At 63.3% G+C, this 18,594-nt stretch carries 13 protein-coding genes; 1 reads left to right on the top strand and 12 read right to left on the bottom strand.

Features of this window, described 5'->3' with window-relative positions:
- The 11 genes from tssL to tssA form a co-directional block, all read right to left on the bottom strand.
- Nucleotides 1-1,329: a type VI secretion system protein TssL, long form gene (gene tssL, locus FJ948_RS19960; protein ID WP_140707395.1), complete on the bottom strand. Its 1,329-nt coding sequence runs from the start codon at nt 1,327-1,329 to the stop codon at nt 1-3.
- Nucleotides 1,329-2,663, bottom strand: a complete 1,335-nt coding sequence (tssK, locus tag FJ948_RS19955) for a type VI secretion system baseplate subunit TssK (protein WP_140707393.1) — start codon at nt 2,661-2,663, stop codon at nt 1,329-1,331. Before tssK ends, tssL begins: the two co-directional genes overlap by 1 nt.
- Before the next feature lie 39 nt (nt 2,664-2,702).
- The gene (gene tssJ / locus FJ948_RS19950) at nt 2,703-3,155 is read right to left on the bottom strand and encodes a type VI secretion system lipoprotein TssJ (protein ID WP_140707391.1); all 453 of its coding nucleotides are present in this window, start codon (nt 3,153-3,155) and stop codon (nt 2,703-2,705) included.
- A 3-nt stretch (nt 3,156-3,158) separates the two neighbouring features.
- Nucleotides 3,159-4,607: a type VI secretion system-associated FHA domain protein TagH gene (gene tagH / locus FJ948_RS19945; RefSeq protein WP_140707389.1), complete on the bottom strand. Its 1,449-nt coding sequence runs from the start codon at nt 4,605-4,607 to the stop codon at nt 3,159-3,161.
- Complete coding sequence (gene tssG, locus FJ948_RS19940) at nt 4,604-5,671, bottom strand: type VI secretion system baseplate subunit TssG (RefSeq protein WP_140707387.1); 1,068 nt, start codon at nt 5,669-5,671, stop codon at nt 4,604-4,606. The genes tagH and tssG overlap by 4 nt, the downstream gene beginning before the upstream one ends.
- Nucleotides 5,635-7,509: a type VI secretion system baseplate subunit TssF gene (gene tssF / locus FJ948_RS19935; RefSeq protein WP_140707385.1), complete on the bottom strand. Its 1,875-nt coding sequence runs from the start codon at nt 7,507-7,509 to the stop codon at nt 5,635-5,637. Before tssF ends, tssG begins: the two co-directional genes overlap by 37 nt.
- Before the next feature lies 1 nt (nt 7,510).
- On the bottom strand, nt 7,511-8,263 hold the full coding sequence (gene tssE / locus FJ948_RS19930) for a type VI secretion system baseplate subunit TssE (protein WP_140707383.1): 753 nt from the start codon (nt 8,261-8,263) through the stop codon (nt 7,511-7,513).
- Nucleotides 8,250-8,699: an Hcp family type VI secretion system effector gene (locus FJ948_RS19925; protein WP_181173737.1), complete on the bottom strand. Its 450-nt coding sequence runs from the start codon at nt 8,697-8,699 to the stop codon at nt 8,250-8,252. The genes tssE and FJ948_RS19925 overlap by 14 nt, the downstream gene beginning before the upstream one ends.
- Nucleotides 8,700-8,782: 83 nt before the next feature.
- Nucleotides 8,783-10,288 (bottom strand): type VI secretion system contractile sheath large subunit, encoded by a 1,506-nt coding sequence (tssC, locus tag FJ948_RS19920; protein ID WP_140707379.1) that lies wholly within the window; start codon nt 10,286-10,288, stop codon nt 8,783-8,785.
- A 3-nt stretch (nt 10,289-10,291) separates the two neighbouring features.
- Entirely contained in the window at nt 10,292-10,828 is a 537-nt protein-coding gene (gene tssB / locus FJ948_RS19915; protein WP_140620028.1) for a type VI secretion system contractile sheath small subunit, read from the bottom strand.
- A gap of 5 nt (nt 10,829-10,833) precedes the next feature.
- Nucleotides 10,834-12,006: a type VI secretion system protein TssA gene (gene tssA / locus FJ948_RS19910; RefSeq protein ID WP_140707377.1), complete on the bottom strand. Its 1,173-nt coding sequence runs from the start codon at nt 12,004-12,006 to the stop codon at nt 10,834-10,836.
- 330 nt (nt 12,007-12,336) lie between these two features.
- Here tssA and tssH point away from each other — a divergent pair, with 330 nt between their 5' ends.
- Nucleotides 12,337-15,069: a type VI secretion system ATPase TssH gene (gene tssH, locus FJ948_RS19905; RefSeq protein WP_140707375.1), complete on the top strand. Its 2,733-nt coding sequence runs from the start codon at nt 12,337-12,339 to the stop codon at nt 15,067-15,069.
- Between the two features lie 502 nt (nt 15,070-15,571).
- On the opposite strand, the gene FJ948_RS19900 is transcribed toward tssH, so the two are convergent.
- Nucleotides 15,572-18,415, bottom strand: a complete 2,844-nt coding sequence (locus FJ948_RS19900) for an autotransporter (protein ID WP_140707373.1) — start codon at nt 18,413-18,415, stop codon at nt 15,572-15,574.
- Between the last annotated feature and the right edge of the window lie 179 nt (nt 18,416-18,594).

Here is an 18,594-nt window from a genome sequence, read left to right as displayed (position 1 = left end):
TCAGAGCCTCTTCTCGACCAGAACCTCGACGCGCCGGTTGAGCGCGCGGCCCTCGCGTGTCGCGTTGTCGGCGACCGGATCGGTGTCGGCACGGCCTTCGGAATGGATGCGCGCCTGCGGCACGCCAGCTTGCACCAGGAGGTCCCCTATGGTCTGCGCGCGTGCCTCGGAGAGCCGCTGGTTGCTCGCCAGCGGATTGGATCGCTGCAGGCGCACATTGTCGGTATGGCCGATGATCGTGATGTTTCCGGTCAGTTCCTGATTAGCGAGGATCACCTTTGCGATCGAGGCGATCAGCGGCTCATAGCCTTGGGACAGTGTCGGCCGCGAGGACTGGAAGAGCTCGGGATTGGAGGACTGGATGATCAGCTTGGCCAGCGAGACGCTCTCGGTGCCGCTGAGCGCGCCCTTGAGGCCGGCCGGCGCTTCGGCCTTGAATGCGGGCAAAAGCGCGAAATCGACCGCCTGTGGCGGTTCAGGTTCGGGCGCATCCTCCTTGGGGGCGGCACGGATAACGTCGGCGCGAGAGGCCGGCGGCAGGGTGCGCACCAGTGCGGAGAGTTCAACCGCCTGGCTGCTCAAGCTCATCGAGAGACCGATATAGACTGCGGCGGCGATGGCAATTGCGGCAAGGGCCATCACCCAGATCGGGACGATGAAGCGCTGTGGCTCGTCGGAAGCTATCACGCCTTTCCAGTTCGGCGACAGCGGCGCGTTCTCGGCGTCCGCATTGCGCAGGAAGCGCGCGGCTGCCACACGCACGCCATTGAGCGAGCGGTCGCCGGCTCGGCCGGGCACCCGATACTTGCCGCGGAAGCCGAGCGCCAGGCAGTAATACTGAAGCTCCAGCAACTCGCGGTCGCGGTTGGGATGGCGCTCCAGCGCGTCCAGGCGGGTGAAAAACTGGGCGCCGGCATCGACGTCACCACGCAGCATGACCACGAGCGGCTGGCGCGGCCAGGCGCTGGCGCCGCCCCATGGCGTGTTAAGCGCGAGATCGTCGAGCAATGCCGCCACGGCCCAGGCCGCCTGATCGGCGCGCTCCAGCGAGGTGCCCGCTGCCATAACCGCGTCGCGCGCTTGAACCAACTCGTCGAGCAGGCGCGTGCGCATCGCTTCGGGGTTCTCCGGCGCCAGAGCGCTTTCGAGCTCCGGGGCGAATTCGAGCAGTGGCGCGAAGATATTGATGAGAGGGTTGGGATGAACACGCGCCCTTTTGACCGGTGCGCCTGGCGTCAGCGGCGCCAGCGGCCGTGGCGCAACGCCCGCTAGCCTGATGCGCGTGCGCTCGCGATCCTCCGACAAGCCGAAAGGATCATCCCGGCTCATCACCTGTTCACCGAATAGCAGTCGACCTGGGGCTCGCTTTCCAGGACACCGGAAACGCCAATAACAAATCCGGGCGCGTCGAGCAACGAGCTCCAATGCTCGCTCTTCTGGTCGAGCTCCAAGCACAGCCGGTCGCCATCATAGGGGATCTCGCGTGGCTGCGAATGGAGAGGTTTGAGCGGAATTCCCGGCAGGCGCGACTTCCAAAGCCCTTCGAACTGGTCGGCGGCACCAACTGTCGCCTGGTTGACGAAGATCTTGCGCAGCGCGTCTTCCGAAAGCTCCGATCCGACGCGGATGACGATTCGACTGGCGATCAAAAGCTTGGGGTTGTCGATGCGTACTTTCCAGACATTGGTCGCGTGCCGCATGACCGGCAGCGCGCGCGATTTCGGTTCGATGTAGCGCAGGCTCAGTATGAGCGAGCGCAAGGCGTCGGCCAGTGCCATATAGGCGGGACCGGGGGCCATGTGGTCGTAGGCGGGCAAGTCGCCGAGCCGCCGCGAACTCGAGCCGTAGGTTGCCATCTCGCCGGCGAGTCCGGCAAGTTCGAGATAGAGTTCGGCGGGATGAAAGACATCCTGCGCGAGCATATGGGCGAGGCGCGGGCGAGCGGCATTGGCCAGGTGCAGCATCAAGAGGTCTTCGACGCTGCGGCCGGCGCCGCCCATCACCATCTTGCCATGCGCTTCGCCGATCTGCTCGAGGCCGGTGACGACCTCCTGCAGCAATTGACTGTACCAGTGGACCGCGCCGGTGATCAGCGTCGGCGGCAGGAACGTCTCGTCGAGCGAGATGCCGCCGTCGGCGCGTACACCTTTTATATCGGCGATCGGCAAGGCGGTATAGCCGCCGACCGATTTGCCGGCCGCAAGCAGCGCCGCTTGCGGCCTTGCGATCTCGATCTCCTCGGGATCGCCGCCCCTTTGGACGGCGTCGCGCACCGATACGATCCTGCCGTGGTAACGTGCGCCCGTCGACGCCGCATGCGCCGGATCGAATCCCACGCCTCCGGGGGGCTCGAGTGGCAGTGCGACCAGCACCGGCCCGGCGCCCGTGTCTGGCGTGACCGACAGGGGATTGGGCGCATCCATCAGGTCCGGAATGGAAAAGGGCGTGCCGTCCGGAAAAATGCCCCGGGCCGACACGATCGAGAGCTGACCAGCGTCGAGCAGCGACTGGTCCAGGGTCAGTTGCTGGAATCCGAAAGTGTGGAGCTGGCCGGCCCGCAATGCGCCGCGCACCATGCCTTCGAAGAACCGATCCTGCTGTTGGAAGTGCTGGGTCCTGAGAAACAGACCCTCCGACCACAGCACCCTGTTTGCATCGCTCATGCCGCTACTTTCTGCACGCAACCCTATGCTGCCTTGCCGCTAGGCGGAAATGCCGCCCTTGCCGAGGCTGACGTTGACGGTGAATTTCGACCCTGGCGACACCGACTTGGTGGTGCGCCAGTTGCGTCCGCCTGGCTCGCGGATCAGCGCCACGAAGCCGAGCGCCGTCGCGTTCGGCTCGACCGTGATGGTCTTGGCCACCGTCTTGCCAGGCGCAACCGAGATCGCGTCGGAGCCGATGAGATCGGCACCGAGCGCAGAGCCCGCTTCGCCCTGCAGCGCGAAATAATCGGCCGAGTTGAACTTGCCGGTGCTGGCAAGCCGCATCACCAGCACCGTTACTGGCCGGTCGCCGCCGCCCGGCCCTGGATTCATGCCCGCACCGCCGGTCACGTTGACCGAGATGACCGATGGTTTCGGCGGGCCGCTCTGGCAAGCCGCAAGCAGCCCCGTAGCGCCGAGGGCAACAACGAATTCGCGTCTGTCGATCATGTTCTACTCCTCCTCATATGCGTCCCTGAAGTCTGCGCCGATCTCGCCCAGGAAACTCGATTCCGCGCTCTGGGCGATGTCGCGATGGCGTCTTTGATAGAGCTCCCACAGCTTGGCGTTGCGCCCGCCCGAGAGCAGATTGCCGATGGCGGAATTGGATTTCAGCTCTTCTTCGATGGCGGCAGGATCAAAGCGGTCGATCATGCGCCGAAGTGCTGCCTGAACGCCCCGCCAAGCGCGCACGTGATGCTGTGCAAGGTCCTTCACCGCGTCGCTGATCGCCGCCTCGCCGGAGAGAAAGCCCGGACTGCGTTCCGAGACGATGGTGAGGACGACATCCTCGACCGTCGGCAGGAACTTGAGTGGATTGACCTCGGAGGCGCCGACCACCGTCTGGGCGACGCGCGCGCTTCCCTTCTCCTCGGCGCGTTTGCGCAGCAGCTGCATCAGGCCATCCAGCATCAACCGGTATTCTCGCCCGAATTTTTCCATCTCGGCGATCGCATCGCGGCCGGGAACATCGGCCTCCTCGACGCCCATGCCGCGCAAGAACGCGGCACGAAGGGCGATATCGGTTGAGGCTGACTGCGCCGGGCGCGCCGGCTTCGGCGCTGGCGCAAGGCGACGCGACGCGGCTGCCTGGACCGGGATATCCCACGGATTGTCCGGCCGCGGCTTTTCAGCCTGATGCCGGGCACGTCCTGCCGTATCGCCGCCGTTGGTGACAGACGGCGTAGCGGGCGGCCCGAAGCTGAAGTCGTCATCGAAGCTGGCCGGCTTCGCCGGCTGCCAGGACGCATCGTTTCGCGAAGACATGTCCCCCAACCCAAACGGATCTGGCTTGCTCGCAGCAGGGCCATCACCGGCCTGCGGCGTCGCCACCGGATCGAGGCTGAACGGGTCATCGAAGGCAGGCGAACTGCGCTGGTTCGATGCGCGATCGTAAGCCCCAGTGACAGGCTGCTCGAACGGGTTCGGCAGATCCGCCGGGCGGGGCTTGCGCGGTTCTTCCTCGGTCTTGACGGAGAAGAAGTCGTCGCCGCCGATGCTGGCCGGCGTTGGTGCTGCCGGCGGCGGCCACGCCGGCTTGGGGTGGCTGGCGGCCGGGGCCTGGCCGACTACGGTCTGGCTCACCTTGGACTGTACCTCGACATGAAACACATAGTCGCCCATGCGCAGCCGCATGCCGTTCTGCAACCGCATCGACCTGCCAGTTCCGAGAGGGCTGTCGGCCTCGTCTACGAACAATCCGCTGCTTGACGTGTCGGTCACGAAATAGCCGTCGCGGTCGCCATTGATCTTGCAATGCGCGCGCGAGACGAACATGTCGGGGTCGTCGATCTGCCAGCCGGCATCGGCGCTGCGCCCGATCACCAACTCGCCCTCGTCCAGCCGGCTCTGCCGGACCACTTGCGAGCGAGGACCCTGTTCCAGCGTCAGCAGCAGGCTCATGCGGCAGCCTCCGGCATTTCGGGCCGCCAGCCGACGATGGTACGCAATCTCAGATCGTCGGCGTCGCCCATATTCGGGGGCCGTTCCAGCCAGGCCGTGCGGCCAAGCTGGACGGCCCCGACCCGGGCCGGCGGTACCGCATCACGCGCCAGCACGATGCGCAAATCGACATCGAGCGCCTCGCCGATCATGTCGCGTACCGCCTTCTTGAACAGGCCAAGACGCCGCTCGCCAGGCAGGAACGACTTGAAGTCGTCGAGGCTCAACGGACCGACGCGCAATTCGATCCTCTCCTGGCGGCTGAACACCCGCGGCCCGATCGTCGCGCCGCGTCCGAGTCCGGCATAGGCCTTGCCGAGACGCGTCTGCAATGCCGTCGGTATGGTGATCCAGGCGGCAACGAATTCCTTGATGCGCACCGGCACCTTGAAGGCGGTGGCGAGAAACAGGGTAAGCCGCTCCACGCCGTCGACCTGACTGGCCAGAGACCCCGCCTGGCGCAGTCGCACAGCGTCGAGTTCGGGATCCTGCGTGCCGGGCAGGCCGATGCCCGACATGGCCTCCAGCATGGCGCGAACGCGCCCACCGACGGAACGCTCGACCTGCACCGCCGGATGCGCGTCGGCCCAGGCGCGGTAGTAGAGCGCAATCATGCGATGCTGCAGGATGTTGACGAAGTCCACGAAGGTCGTGTCGCTGGTCTGCTCGGCATTGGCTCCGGTGAACCAGCGCTGCGAAAGCCGGTCGAGCACCCAGCGAGTCAGATGCAACGGCATCGGTCCTTCGGGTCCAAGCAGCCCCAGATTGGCGACGGTCACCCTTGCCGGGGTGTTCTCCCCTCCGTCCTGGAGCTTGACCACGTCGCGCGCCGAGAAGCTCAGACGCACATGCTGGCCCAGCCTCGCCGGCTCGCGGTCGGGCGTTCCGGAATGGCCGAACAACCCGCGGCGCTGCTCGAGGCGACGCAGCAACTCGAAAAAGTCGAAGTCCTCCGACAACATTGCGGCCGCGACCGTTGCGGGCTGCGCTAGATCAGGTAGCGATTGCCGGGCGTCATCGGCCATGGCACATCCTCCTGCTTCTGTAGCAACCGCGTACGGGTCCGCACAAATCCGTTTATCCCCGCATGGCGGGCGAACAGCCGCGAAAGCAGGGCCGAAAGCAGCAGGGCGCTTTGACCCGCCAGCACCGACTGATCGATATGCAGCGTTACCTCGGTGCCGCGTCCAAAACACATTGGCCCGTCGATCTGCAGTCTCTCGATCACCGGACGCGAATCGATGCGCACGATCGAATGCACGTTGCGGGCAAGGGCCGGATCCCCCCGATCCGCATAGAGGTCGAGCAAGGCATGCAGCGGATCGACACCGCGGCCCTCCTTGGCAAGGCTGAGGAAGTTCAAAGAGAGCTGTGCGACCAGCCGCCAAGCGAGATTGTCGGCGCGCGATTCGCCTTCGGCGCCGCCCGGTAGGGATGCCTGGATGGCCGGCTGCGGCGGCCGGACGGCGCCAAGCAGGCGCACCGCTTCGACCGGATCGGCCGTTTCCAGCGTCAACGTCGGCGTGTCGTCCAGGATCGGCAGGTCGCGGTTGGTGCAAAGCGCCACGATGCCGAGACGCCTGAGCATCCGGTTTGGCGTGTTTCCTGCCGGCCGCGAGACGGCGATAAACACGTCGTCGCCCGTATAGGATGTGCGCGTCAGGCCGTCGCGCCGCTCGTCCTCGGTGGCACGGCGCGGACGCCGCTCGGTCGAATAGACCCAGCCGCTGCCGCGGTTTTGCCCCAGGCTAAATAGTTCAGGAATCGCCGCCTCCCCGGTTTCGGCGTCGGCGTCCTCGACCTTGGTGACCCGGAAGATCTCGAAATCGCGCGCCCGCGTGCGATCGGCATGCAGCACCTGACGCGTTTTGCGCGGGTCGATCTCAATGTCGTTGCATTCGCGTTCGAAGAGATTGATGACCGGCGTCACGAAAAGCTCGAAATCGGCAGCTGTCACATCGGCGAGTTCGGGCACCGCACGCCGAAACAGGAAGATAATCTCGATCGCCGCCTCGCATGTGCGCACCACAGGCTGGAGACCAGCGACCCGTACATAATGGAAGCGCTCCGGGATCATGAAATATTCGCGCAGCAGCCGATAGCCCTCGAACGTCGCGCGGGTGCGTGGCATCAATGCTTCGTCGTCGCGAATGCCTATCATTTCGGGTTCGGGCAACGCTGATAGGGGATTGGCCTTGCCTTGCGCCCGCGCGCCGAGCGCCGAGCAGGCGCCGAAAATTGCGTCGAAAAGCACCGGCGCCTTGGCGCGGCCGGCGAAATAAAGGTCGAGACGGTCGAGCGCCAAGTCGCTGAGCTTGCCTTTTCCAGTCCGGGCGATCGTGACCCGAAACGCTGCCTCGGCGCGCACGTTGGCGATCGGCGCGATTGCGGCGGCGGCGAGCGCGCTACGGTCCTGAAAATAGCTGACCGAGGTGACGGCGATCGGCCACAGCGTCACCTCCTGGGCGGTGGTGAAGGTGGAGCGTGTCGAAAGCCCTGGATGCAGGGCAGAGACCAGTCGTGTGCCGCGCGCGATGGCGTGGCCTGTGAGCATCGACTGCACTTGCTGGCCGGGTTTCAGGACCGCCATCGCTGTCGCCGGTGCCGGCGCGACCAGATCGGGGTAAAGCACATCGAGCACGGCGCGCGAGAAGCGAGAGCGCTCCGCGTCGACCTTCAGACGGGTCCGCGCGGCCAGGAAGGCGACGCCGTCGAGCAGCCGTTCGACATAGGGGTCGGGGCACGGGACCGTGTCGAGGGAAAGATTGCGCGCGACCGCCGGATGCATGTCTGCGAATTCCGCGGCCAGAGCGCGGATATGGGTCAGTTCCTCTTCGTAATACGCCACAAAGACCCGATCCATCTCAGGCCTCCCTGAATTCGGTTCGTGCTAGCCCGTTGTCCAGATTGATTGTGGTGCGCAGCCGCATACGCTCCGGTGTGGGGGCCATGATCAGCACCGCGTCGATCTCGATCTTGAGGCCGATGTTTTTGTCGCCCAGCGTGACGTTGACGATCGTAGCACTCTCCTTCAGGCGCGGCTCGAAGGTGGCCAGCACCGCGCGGATCTCTCGTGCCAGGGAATCGCGGTCGAAATCCCGCGATGAACGGCCGGAAAAGGACGGCACCCCGAAATTGACGACGCTGCGGCGCACCTCTGGAAAGTCAGCGAGCGAGGGCAGTTCGTCCAGGGGCTGTTCGTGTTCCGCGTCGGAGAGCATCGGTACGGATTCAAAGCGCTCGGTGTTGAACAGCGCCTCGATGTCGCGGCGCACGGCCTCTCTCAACACGCGTGCCGAAACGACCACGCCGCGGCCTTCGAGCTCGGCGCGATGCTCGCCCTGGAAGACCAGTCGGTGCAGGCGCCGTTTGTGCTCGGAAGTGAGTTCGGCGTCGGTGTCGATGGCGCGTGCGCTGCCGGCAAGGAGAGCCTCGACGCGCTCGGCGCCGAGTTCTTCCTCCAAGAGACGGCGCAGCCCCTCGATCTCCGACGTCAGCCCAGGCAAGTCGTTGACGAGGCGATCCCACAGGGATGGCTGAACCGCCTCGCGCCTTGCCCGCGAACTGCCGCCAGGCTGCGCTCTCGCGCCAGGCCGCCTGGTCTCACTTGCCGACATAGACGTCCATTTCGATCTCGTCGTCCTTGTCGTAGACGAACTTGATCTTCTTGTAGGCGAAGCTGACTTCTTCCTCGATCAGGTCAGCCTCGTCGGGAGCTTGGCGCATGTCGTATTCCATGATCGAGGCGTCGGTGAGCGTCACGACCAGATAGTCGCTGGTCTCGCCGTCAATGGTGCGGCGTGCCGAAAACACCACCTCGTCGAGCGCCTTGTTCTCGAACAACGCCTTCTTCAGGTAAGGCGAGGACTTGTCGTAATGCTTGGAGAATTTGATCATTCCCATCGAGACACGGCCGCGCCGCGAAAGCGAATTCGGATCATAGGGCGCCATCATCTTGTAATCGACGCCATGCACTTCGATCTCGTCTTCATGGCCGTCGCGTTTGCTGGGGCCCTTAATGTCGGGGACTTTCAAAAAACCATCAATCTTCATTGAAGGAGCATCGCTTCTGTCTGTGGTCGGCATTGTCTTTCTCCACCGCTTTCAAATTAACAGGATGATGACTTCGCTGCGCTTCAGCCCTTCACGGACGGCAGTTCCGACACCAACCGCAGCGAGGCGTTGATGCCCTCCAACTGGTAATGCGGACGCAGATAAAAACGGGCGTTGTAGTAACCGGGTCTGCCTTCGACGCTGTCGACCTGGACCTCGGCCGCGGCAAGCGGCCGCTTGGCTCGCGCCTTGTCGTCGGCAAAGGCCGGATTGGCCAGCACGTAGCGGTTGATCCATTCGGTCAACCATGTCTCCATGTCAGTGCGTTCCTTGAATGAGCCGATCTTGTCGCGCGCGATCGCCTTGAGGTAGTGCGCGAAGCGCGAGACCGGGAAGAGGTAGGGCAGGTTGGCGCTCAGCCTTTCGTTCGACTGGGCGTCGGGGTCGACCAGACGCCCGGCACGCGTCTCGTCGTCTTGAAGCGAGTGCGCCCCGATGAAGGCTGCGAGATCGGTGTTCTTGCGGTGCAGGATCGGCATCAGACCGAGCTTGGCCAGTTCCGCCTCACGCCGGTCGTCGATGGCGACCTCGGTCGGGCATTTCATCGCGATCGAACCGTCGTCCGTCGGGAAAGCGTGCACCGGCAGATTAAGCACCGTGCCGCCATTCTCGACGCCGCGGATCTGCGTTCCCCAACCATAGAGCTTGTGGCTGCGGTTGATGTTCACGCCCATTGGGAAAGCGGCGTTCATCCAGACATATTTGTTGTGGTCGCCGCTCACCTCTTCCTCGAAGGTAAAGCCCTTCACCGGAACGGTCTCCGAACCGTAGGGCAGGCGGGCCAATACGCGCGGCATGGTGAGGCCGATATAACGGGCGTCCTCGCTCTCGCGCAGCGACTGCCACGAGGCATAGGCCGGGTTGTTCACAATCATCTGCAGGTCTTGCGGGTTCGGCAGTTCCTGCCAGCTGTCCATGCGGAACAGCCGCGGCGAGGCGGCCGCGATGAAGGGCGTGTGCGCCGAGGCACAGACACCCGAGATGTTGCGCAGCAGGCCAACATCGCGCGGGTGGTTGGAGAACTCGTAGGCACCGATGATGCAGCCGATCGGCTCGCCGCCGAGCATCGAATACTCGTCGGTGTAGACTTTCTTGAAGATTGGGCTCTGGTCCCACATCTGCCCTTCATAGTCTTCCAGCGTGTCGGCCAACTGCTCCTTGGAGATGTTCATCACCCGGATCTTCAGCTTGGTATCGGTCTCGGTGTTGTTGATGAGGTACCAGAGGCCTCGCCAGGTGCCTTCCATCTCCCGCACTTCGGGGGCATGCAGGATCTCGTTGACCTGCGTCGTCAGCATCTTGTCGATGCCCGCGATCAGCGACTTGATCGATTTGATCGCGTTGGACGAGATGGTCGTCGTGTCGGATCGGGACTGAGCGGCCAGCGCCAGGTTGCGCACCAGTTGCTGCAGCTTTTCGGTGTCGTCTTTCCTGACCTTGAAATCCTTTTCAAGCAGCCCGCTGAATTCACCCAGATCGATGGCTTCCGCCTCGGCGGTTGCGACTGCGGTCTTTTGCTGTTCAGCCATGACTTACTCCTCGCCCTTGCCGTCGGACATCGCCTGGCTGGCGATCTTGCTCAGCAGAGGCTCGTTGTTGAGAAGCTGCGCAATGCGCTTTTCAGCATCGACGCGGCCATCCATGAAGCCCAGCAGTTCCTCGAGTTGCCGGCGCATCTTCAGGATCTCAGCCAGTTGCGGTACCTGCTCGGCGATCTTGTCGGGCGCGAAATCACCCATTTTGGAGAAGGTGAGATCGATTGCCATTTCCTCGTCCCGCTCGGCACCTTCCGCTTGCGGCAACGTGTTCTTAACGCGCGCCTTGACGCGCGGTCCCATCGCTTCCATGAATTTGGGAAAGCGGTTGGCGTCGGTTTCGACGAAATTGCGGTCCAGAACCGACTTTGAGGCTTCCTTCGTCTGCGAGGCCCCGGAAAGGTCGGCAATGACAGCCATGACGAACGGCAACTCGATCGTCGTGGGGCTGCCGTAGGTTTCGACGTCATAGGCGATCTGCACGCGCGGGGCGCGGTTTCTCTCGATAACCTTCGCTTTGCTCTCTGCTGGCATGATTGTTACCTTTCATCCTTCTGGACCGGCTTCTTGGGATCGGGAACACCGGCAAGCAGCCGGAATTCCTTCAGCCCCGACGGGGCGAGATCTTCCATCAGTTCCACGAAATCCATATGCACCATCCTGCGCACGCGCCGGGCGAGATGCGGGATCGGGCTCGACGGTTCGGTGCGGTCGTAGAATGCGACCACGAGATCGAGGCATTGGACGACTTCATCGCGCGAAGCGATGAGCTCAGGCAGGCCGATGCTGGTTTCCGCAGAGCTTGCCGTACTTGCCATCGTCTCGGCTCCATGACCGTTTCGGGTGGGCGTCGGTGCCAGTTTAGGCGGCCCCGCGGCAGGCTTTGCGGCACCGTTGGTCGCGCTGGCGCTGGTATTCCACTCGAGCGTCGTCAGCAGGCGCTGCAGGAACTTCTTCAATTCCGGAACGGCTGCACCGTTGCCGTCGATCCGGTTATTGAGAGCGGTATCCACCGCCTCGAGGGCCGAAATGGCGGCGCGCGCATCGCTCAAAAGCGTCATGATGGCCTCGGCGGACTGATCGGCAAGCGCGGCGCATCCCATGCGCACCCGGTTCAGCATCTGGTTGTGGGCCGAAGTCAGGGCCGCCCTCTCGGCCGCCCCCAGGCCGGAGGCCGCTTCCTGGAGCATGACGCGCTCATCGAGCGCGGCCTGTTCGAGGTCTCGCCCGGAAATCGGCCCGATCGCACGCGGTGAGAAGAACACGGTTTGTCTCAGGTTCGCCAGCAGGCCTTCTTGGCCATTCTGGAGGTCAAGCAGCGCATTGATGCGTCGCAGCGCCGCGTCGCGGGGCGTGGCGGCCGTGCGCAGAGCCGGGTGCATCGTATCCCAATATTGGTCGAACGTCCTTGCGATCAGGTTCAGCCCCTGGGCGAGTCCCGCGAGCCTCTCTTCATTGGCCAGCGCGCGCGTGACGATGACCAGAAGGCGCAAATCCCGGCCGCGCGATTGCAATTCCTCGGCTTTTTGCAGGACGGTCGCCCAGTCGACCGAAATGGTTGACTGCGAAGCATTGTTGCCACCCTCATGAACAACCTTGATCTGGGCTTCCGTCAGCCGCTCCAGCTCGTGAAAAGCCGGGTCGTTGCGCAAATCCGCTCCCGACGGGTTGTGCCCGTCCAGAGGATTCAGCCAGAGTGCGAGATCAATCACACCTACCCCCAGCAAGCGGCCCCGTGCCCCCCATGTGACGTAACGTTATCATCGGTCCCGTGCCACCACAATTGAGCACATGCTCGAAAACTCGCAGAAGCTGAATGCTCGGTTATCTTCAACGAAACCCATCGGGCAATCGGCTGACCGGGTATGCGCAATGGCACACGTTCGGACCGCAGTGCTGGTTCCTTGCCGGAGTTTGCTAGTCTTGTGTAACCACAAGGTGCCGCCCGAACAGGGCCAAAATGGCCCCGCTCGTCACATGGCTTTGTCAAGCAGCCGCTTCTGTGGCAGGGTAGGGTCAGCAGATTTCGGGGGCAGGTTCGAATGGAACAGCGCCGGTCGTCGCAGAGTTTCAAGCGCAAGGAACTCGTTGCGAAGCTCAATCCCACGGGGGTGCGCGCCTTCAAGGCCGCCGCCGACACGGCCAAGTTGCGCGGCAACCCTTATGTCGAACTGGTCCACTTCGTCCAGCAATTGGTGCTTTCCGAGCGCTCGGATGTGCAGATGATCGTCGCTGATGGCGGGCTGGATGTCAGCCGGCTGACGGCGGATATGACCCGTGCCGTCGACAAGCTGCCCTACGGCGCAACGTCGCTGGAGGAATTCTCCGATCATATCTTCCACGCCATTCAGGAAGGCTGGAACCTGGCCACACTGGAATTCGGTGTCGAGGAGGTGCGCAGCGGGCATATTCTTCTCGCCTGCCTGAAGACACCGGTGCTGGAAGGGCTGGTTTCGAAGATCAGCGCCGAATTCGACAAGCTCGAGGCCGACCGGGTCATTGCCCGTTTCGGCGATGTCGTTGATGGCTCGCTCGAAGCCGGCACACCGCCCGCCGAAGCTGCCACCGAAGCGTCGGTGAATCGCGGCTCGGGCCGCGATTCGGCACTCGCCAGATACGCCACCGACCTCACCCAGCGCGCCCGTGACGGCAAGATCGATCCGGTCGTCGGACGCGACGCGGATATTCGCCAGATCATCGACATCCTGATGCGGCGCCGGCAAAACAATCCGATCCTGACCGGCGAGGCGGGTGTCGGCAAGACGGCGGTCGTCGAGGGCTTTGCCTTGCGCATTGCCCAGGGCGACGTGCCGCCGGCGCTTCAGAACGTCAGCGTACGCATGCTCGATGTCGGGCTGATGCAGGCGGGCGCCAGCGTCAAGGGCGAGTTCGAGAAGCGGCTGAAGGCCGTCATCGACGAGGTCCAGCAGTCAGAGACCCCGGTCATCCTGTTCATTGACGAGGCCCACACGCTGATCGGCGCCGGTGGGGCGGCGGGAACCGGCGACGCGGCCAATCTCCTCAAACCCGCTCTGGCGCGCGGGGAGCTTCGCACCATCGCCGCCACGACCTGGGCCGAATACAAGCAGCACATCGAGAAGGACCCGGCGCTGACCCGCCGGTTCCAGGTCGTCAAGATCGATGAGCCTTCCGAAGCGATGGCCGTGCTGATGTTGCGCGGTGTCGCCGGCGTTCTCGAACAGCACCATCAGGTGCAGATCCTTGACGAGGCAATCGAGGCCTCGGTTTCCCTTTCGCACCGCTATATCCCGGCCAGGCAGCTGCCCGACAAGGCGGTCAGCCTGCTCGACACCGCCTGTGCGCGCGTTGCCATCTCGCAGCACGCGACGCCGGCCGAGGTCGAGGACATCCTGCGCCGCCGCCAGGCGCTCGAGGTCGAGAACGGCATTATCGGCCGCGAGTCGGCGATCGGCATCGACGTTACCGATAGACACGGGCGCGTAGAAGCCGGGTTGGCGGAGACCGAGACCGCGCTTGCGACAGCGCAAGCACGCTGGGACCGAGAGAAGGCGCTTGTGAGCGCGATTCTCGACCTGCGGGCCAAACTCAGGGGCGAGGGCATGCCCCTTGACGCGCAAGACAGCGGCGAAGCTGTCGACGCGCCAGCGGGCGAGGCGCCTAGGACACAGGCCGTTGCTACCCATGAGCCTGCTCCTGCGCCCGATTCCGCCGCTGATCTGGCGCGGCTTCGTGGCTTGATGGCAGAACTCGCCGCAGCGCAGGGCGAAACGCCGTTGATCTTGCCCTCGGTCGACCGCAATGCGGTGGCGGCGGTTGTCCAGGACTGGACCGGCATTCCGACCGGACGGATGCTATCCAGCCAGACCGAGAAGGCGCTCAAGCTCGCGGCCACCTTGTCCGAGCGCGTGGTTGGTCAGGACCATGCGATGGAGATGATCGCGCGGCGTGTGCAGACCAGCCGCGCCGGCCTTGGCGCACCGGAAAAGCCGGTCGGCGTGTTCCTGCTTTGCGGCCCCTCGGGCGTCGGCAAGACAGAGACAGCCCTGGCGCTGGCCGAGACGCTATATGGCGGAGAGCAGAACCTGATTTCGATCAACATGTCCGAGTTCCAGGAGGCGCACACGGTCTCGACGCTGAAGGGCGCGCCGCCCGGTTATGTCGGCTATGGAAAGGGCGGCATCCTCACCGAGGCCGTGCGGCGCAAGCCCTATTCGGTGATCCTGCTCGATGAGGTCGAGAAGGCGCATCCTGACGTGCATGAGATCTTCTTCCAGGTCTTTGACAAGGGCATGATGGACGACAGCGAGGGTCGCCGGATCGACTTCAAGAACACGCTGATCCTGCTGACCTCGAATGTCGGTTCCGAGGTCATTATGGAGCGCACGAGGAACGGCACCTTGCGCACCGGCATCGACGATCTGGACACCGCTTTGCGCGCTCCGCTGCTGAAAGTGTTTCCTGCCGCTTTCCTGGGCCGCGTCGTGACAATCCCTTACTACCCGCTTTCGGACGCGATGATCGAGGCGATCACCGCGCACCAGTTCGGCAAGATCGCGCGGCGTCTCAAAGCCAGCAACGAAGCCGAGTTGGTGATCGGCGAGGGCGTCATGGACATGGTCAAGGCGCGTTGCACCGAGATCGAATCCGGTGGCCGCATGATCGATGCCATTCTCACCAACACGCTGCTGCCGGAACTCAGCCGCGGCGTGCTCAATCGCACGCTTGAGGGCAAGAAGATGACAAAGGTCACCGTCAGCGCCTCGGCGCAGGGATTTACCTACTCTTTCGAATAAGCTGGCATTCGCGCAGCAGAGCCGTGGGGCCGGCGCCGACCGCCGTGCGGTCCGTCTTCGGCTAAACTGGCGATAACCGCCGCTGGCGACCGCGAGCACCAATCTCAAATCATGCCAGTTCGATGTGCCCGCCACCTCTGCGGCTTGGACTGTCGACTCGCATCCGGTTTGCAACAGCGTCTAATTGGTCGGCGGGCAACCCGGAAATCACGTCGCATGATATTCGTTCTCTGGATCGACGCTAGCCAGATGCGCTCACCCTTGCTGCTGGCCCGGCGCTCACTCTCGACCGGACGCGCTCGAACCGTGGCGGCCGTCCTCTCCCTCTGACGCTTGAGGGCGCCCGTCTCATCACGCCGTCCCGTGCGTGCGACACCGCAGACGACCAAACGGTTCGCGCGGGTTAATGAGCAGTGGAGGTGACGATCACGCAGCAGCGGCGAGATGCTGGCGCGAATGCGCGCGGCGCCAGGGTCCTTCGGATCGCGGTTACGGCACACGACTAGAAAGCGACCTTTAGTCCGAGCTTGGCGCCGATGGTAGAACTGTCGGACGACACCTTGCCACGAACTTCGCCGTTGACCGTCGTCAACTCAGAGACCTTGAGATTGAAACCGGCCGACAGCGCCGCGGAAAAATCCGCATCGTCAAAGGAGATCGTCCTCGTGTCGATTTCGGTCGTGTTCTTGTAACCGAAACGCTGCTGCAATTCGGCCCTTGCATAGGGGCTGAATATCATCCCGTTGCTTAGCTTGTAATCGCCGTAGATCCCAGGCTCGACCTTGAACGCGCCAAAGGAGAGCCGGCTCTTGCCGAACTGGTTGCCGCCGCTGTCGGTGAAGGGATCGCCGCGGAATGAAACCCCAAGCAGGCCGCCACGCAGGTCGAAACGGGTGCGTTCGCCCAAGGTGAAGATGTGGCCGACCGATCCCGTAACCGCATAGCCCTCGGTGTCATAGCTGCCAGTGGTGCCGAGCACGCCGTTGGCCACTTCGCTTCCGCCGAAGAAGCCGGAGGCGGAGACCAAGGCGTAGTTGTAGTCCTTGCGCAACAGCGCGTAGCCGCCGAACATGCCGGCCTTATTGGTGCCTTCTCCCAAGGCGTCAAAACCCCCGAGCCCGCCAAGCTTGACATCGGTCGAGGCGTAGCCGGCGAAAACACCGATGTTGAGACCATACTCGTTGTCGAACTGGAAATGCTTGGCGGCATTGAAATCAAGGCTGATCGCGGCCGAAAAATCATCGGCATCGAAGCTGGGACCCGGGCCATACATGCCGACGCCACTGATATTGTAGCCGTCATGCTCGGTATGAGCGAATTGACCGGAGGCAAAGACGCCGAAGCTGGACGAAACCGGCACCATTCCTGATCCGGATGCGGGCGAAAGGGGGAGGTCAGCATCGATCGCGTCGCGGTTTATGCCGTAGAGAGCATCGATTGCCACCGTGACAGCGCCGGCATTGGTGGCGCTGGTCGGCGCCGCCGCAATGCCGAAATTGGCCGGTGTGGCGCGCAGGAACAAGCCGCCATTCGGGCCAGCGACGATAGCATAGGTGAAAAGCGAACCCAGCGTGCCCGGAGTGCCTTGGATGTTGAAAATACCGGCGATCGGTCCGCTGGTCGAGACGATGATCGGGATATCGGTCGCCTGGGCAAATTGCGGCGTGCCCAGCAGGTTGACGATGATGGTGTTGACGCCGGTGGCCGAAAATGCGTTGGCGACGAGTTGATCCGACTGCAGCGTCTGTTGATTGATGTCGAGGCCGATGCTTGCGCCGTTGAGGGTGAGGCCGCCGAGCGTCAACACGTCATCGGCGGCACCGTCCGTCATGTTGATCAGTGAATTCGTCGCGATGATCGACCCTGGCATGGCGACGTTGCCGTTGATGAACAGCGTCGAGCCATTGCCGAGATTGAGTTGGTTGATGCCTTGCGTGCCACCGCTGAAACGGAGCGTGGAATGGTCGGCGGAGAAGCCATTGAACCCGGCAAAATTCTGGCTTTTGCCGCCGGCAGCAAGATCGGTATCGGTGACGGTCCCGTTGGCATTGGTTCCGCTGAAAAGGACGTGATCGCTCAGATTGAGCGGATCGACCGCGCCGGATCCGTTGATGATGAGCGTGTTGGGTCCAAGGCCGGTGATGTCACCGCTGATGGTGCCCCCGGAGAGCTGGACGTGGTCTGCGTCGATGCCACCCTTGATGGTGCCGCCGGACACCGACACCTGGTCGAATCCGGCACCGCCGCTGACATTGCCGTCGATGGTGCCGCCGGACACCGTGATCGTGTCGTTGCCGTCGTCCCCCGAAACGGTGGATCCGATCGTACCGCCGCTGATGACAATGACGTCGTCACCGGCGTCGCCGATGACCTTTCCCGCAAGCATTCCACCAGTAATCGTGATGCGGTCGTCGCCTGAGTCTCCAGTCACGGGGCTATGGACCGAGCCGCCGCTGATATCGAGCGTGTCATTGCCATCGCCACCGCTCAGACCAGCGTCGAGGACGCCACCGGTCATGGTGAAATGGTCGTCGCCGTCGCCAAGCCCGATGGCGGCTCCTCCTTCCGAATCACCGTAAACCATGGCACCATTCTTGATGCTGAGGGTGTCGGCGCCGCCATTTGTCAAAACAGATCCGGCGACAATGCCGCCGTCGCCATCGGCGGCGCTTGTATCGTTGCCTATGGTGATGGTGTCGATGCCATCCCCACCGATCACCGAGCCGTCGACTTCACCCGCGGTCAGCTTCAGCGAATTGCTGCCTTCGCCAAGGTAGATGCTCAGAATGCTGCCGCTGTGGATGACGACCGAGTCATCTCCCGCCCCAGTGTCGAGGTTGGCATCGATTTGCGGCGCAAAAAGCTCGCCGTTGAGAACCCCATCGGACAGGTCGAACCGATCGTTGCCGCCAAGGAGTTGGATTGTCCCCGCTCCCGGCTGCAACGAGGTCGTTACCTCGGAATTTATCGGGGGCAGGCCAGTTACGCTGGGTGGCGGCGTACTGTCGTTCAGCATGCCGCCGACGATGTTCACAACGTCGTCGCCATTGCCGTCATAGTCGTTGACGATGACAGTCGACGAGCTGTTGTCTTGCCCTTTGTAACCCTCGAACCCGGTCGTGAATACACCGTCGACGTCCTGGACAGTTCCGGTTGTGCTGCACGCAACAGTGACCGACGTCGTTTGGAATGTCGTTACGGCGGAGACGCCTGACCCGACTGTTGCCGAGGTGCCCTCCGCGGTGGCAGAGCATGCTGCCGCGCCAGACATTTGGAAGGTGGACGCTGCCGCTAACGCAAGCAACGGGACGCTCCCCAGTTGATAAACCCTGCGCGGCACTCTCATTCGACCTCACTTACGAGAAATCGATACCGTCACAACTCATGCCGTTAATAAGGTCATTGACTCATCTAACGGAGTCCAACGACTTCCTGACCGGAAGTGTACGCGGCGCGCTGCCCTATGGCAATGGAAAGGCGCTCGCCCTCAGGCCACTGTAACGCGCTATGTGGCGACAAGGTCAC

Origin of the sequence: Mesorhizobium sp. B2-3-12 (assembly GCF_006442205.1) — a bacterium.
GTDB lineage: Bacteria > Pseudomonadota > Alphaproteobacteria > Rhizobiales > Rhizobiaceae > Mesorhizobium.
This window is presented reverse-complemented; position numbering and strand designations above follow the sequence as displayed.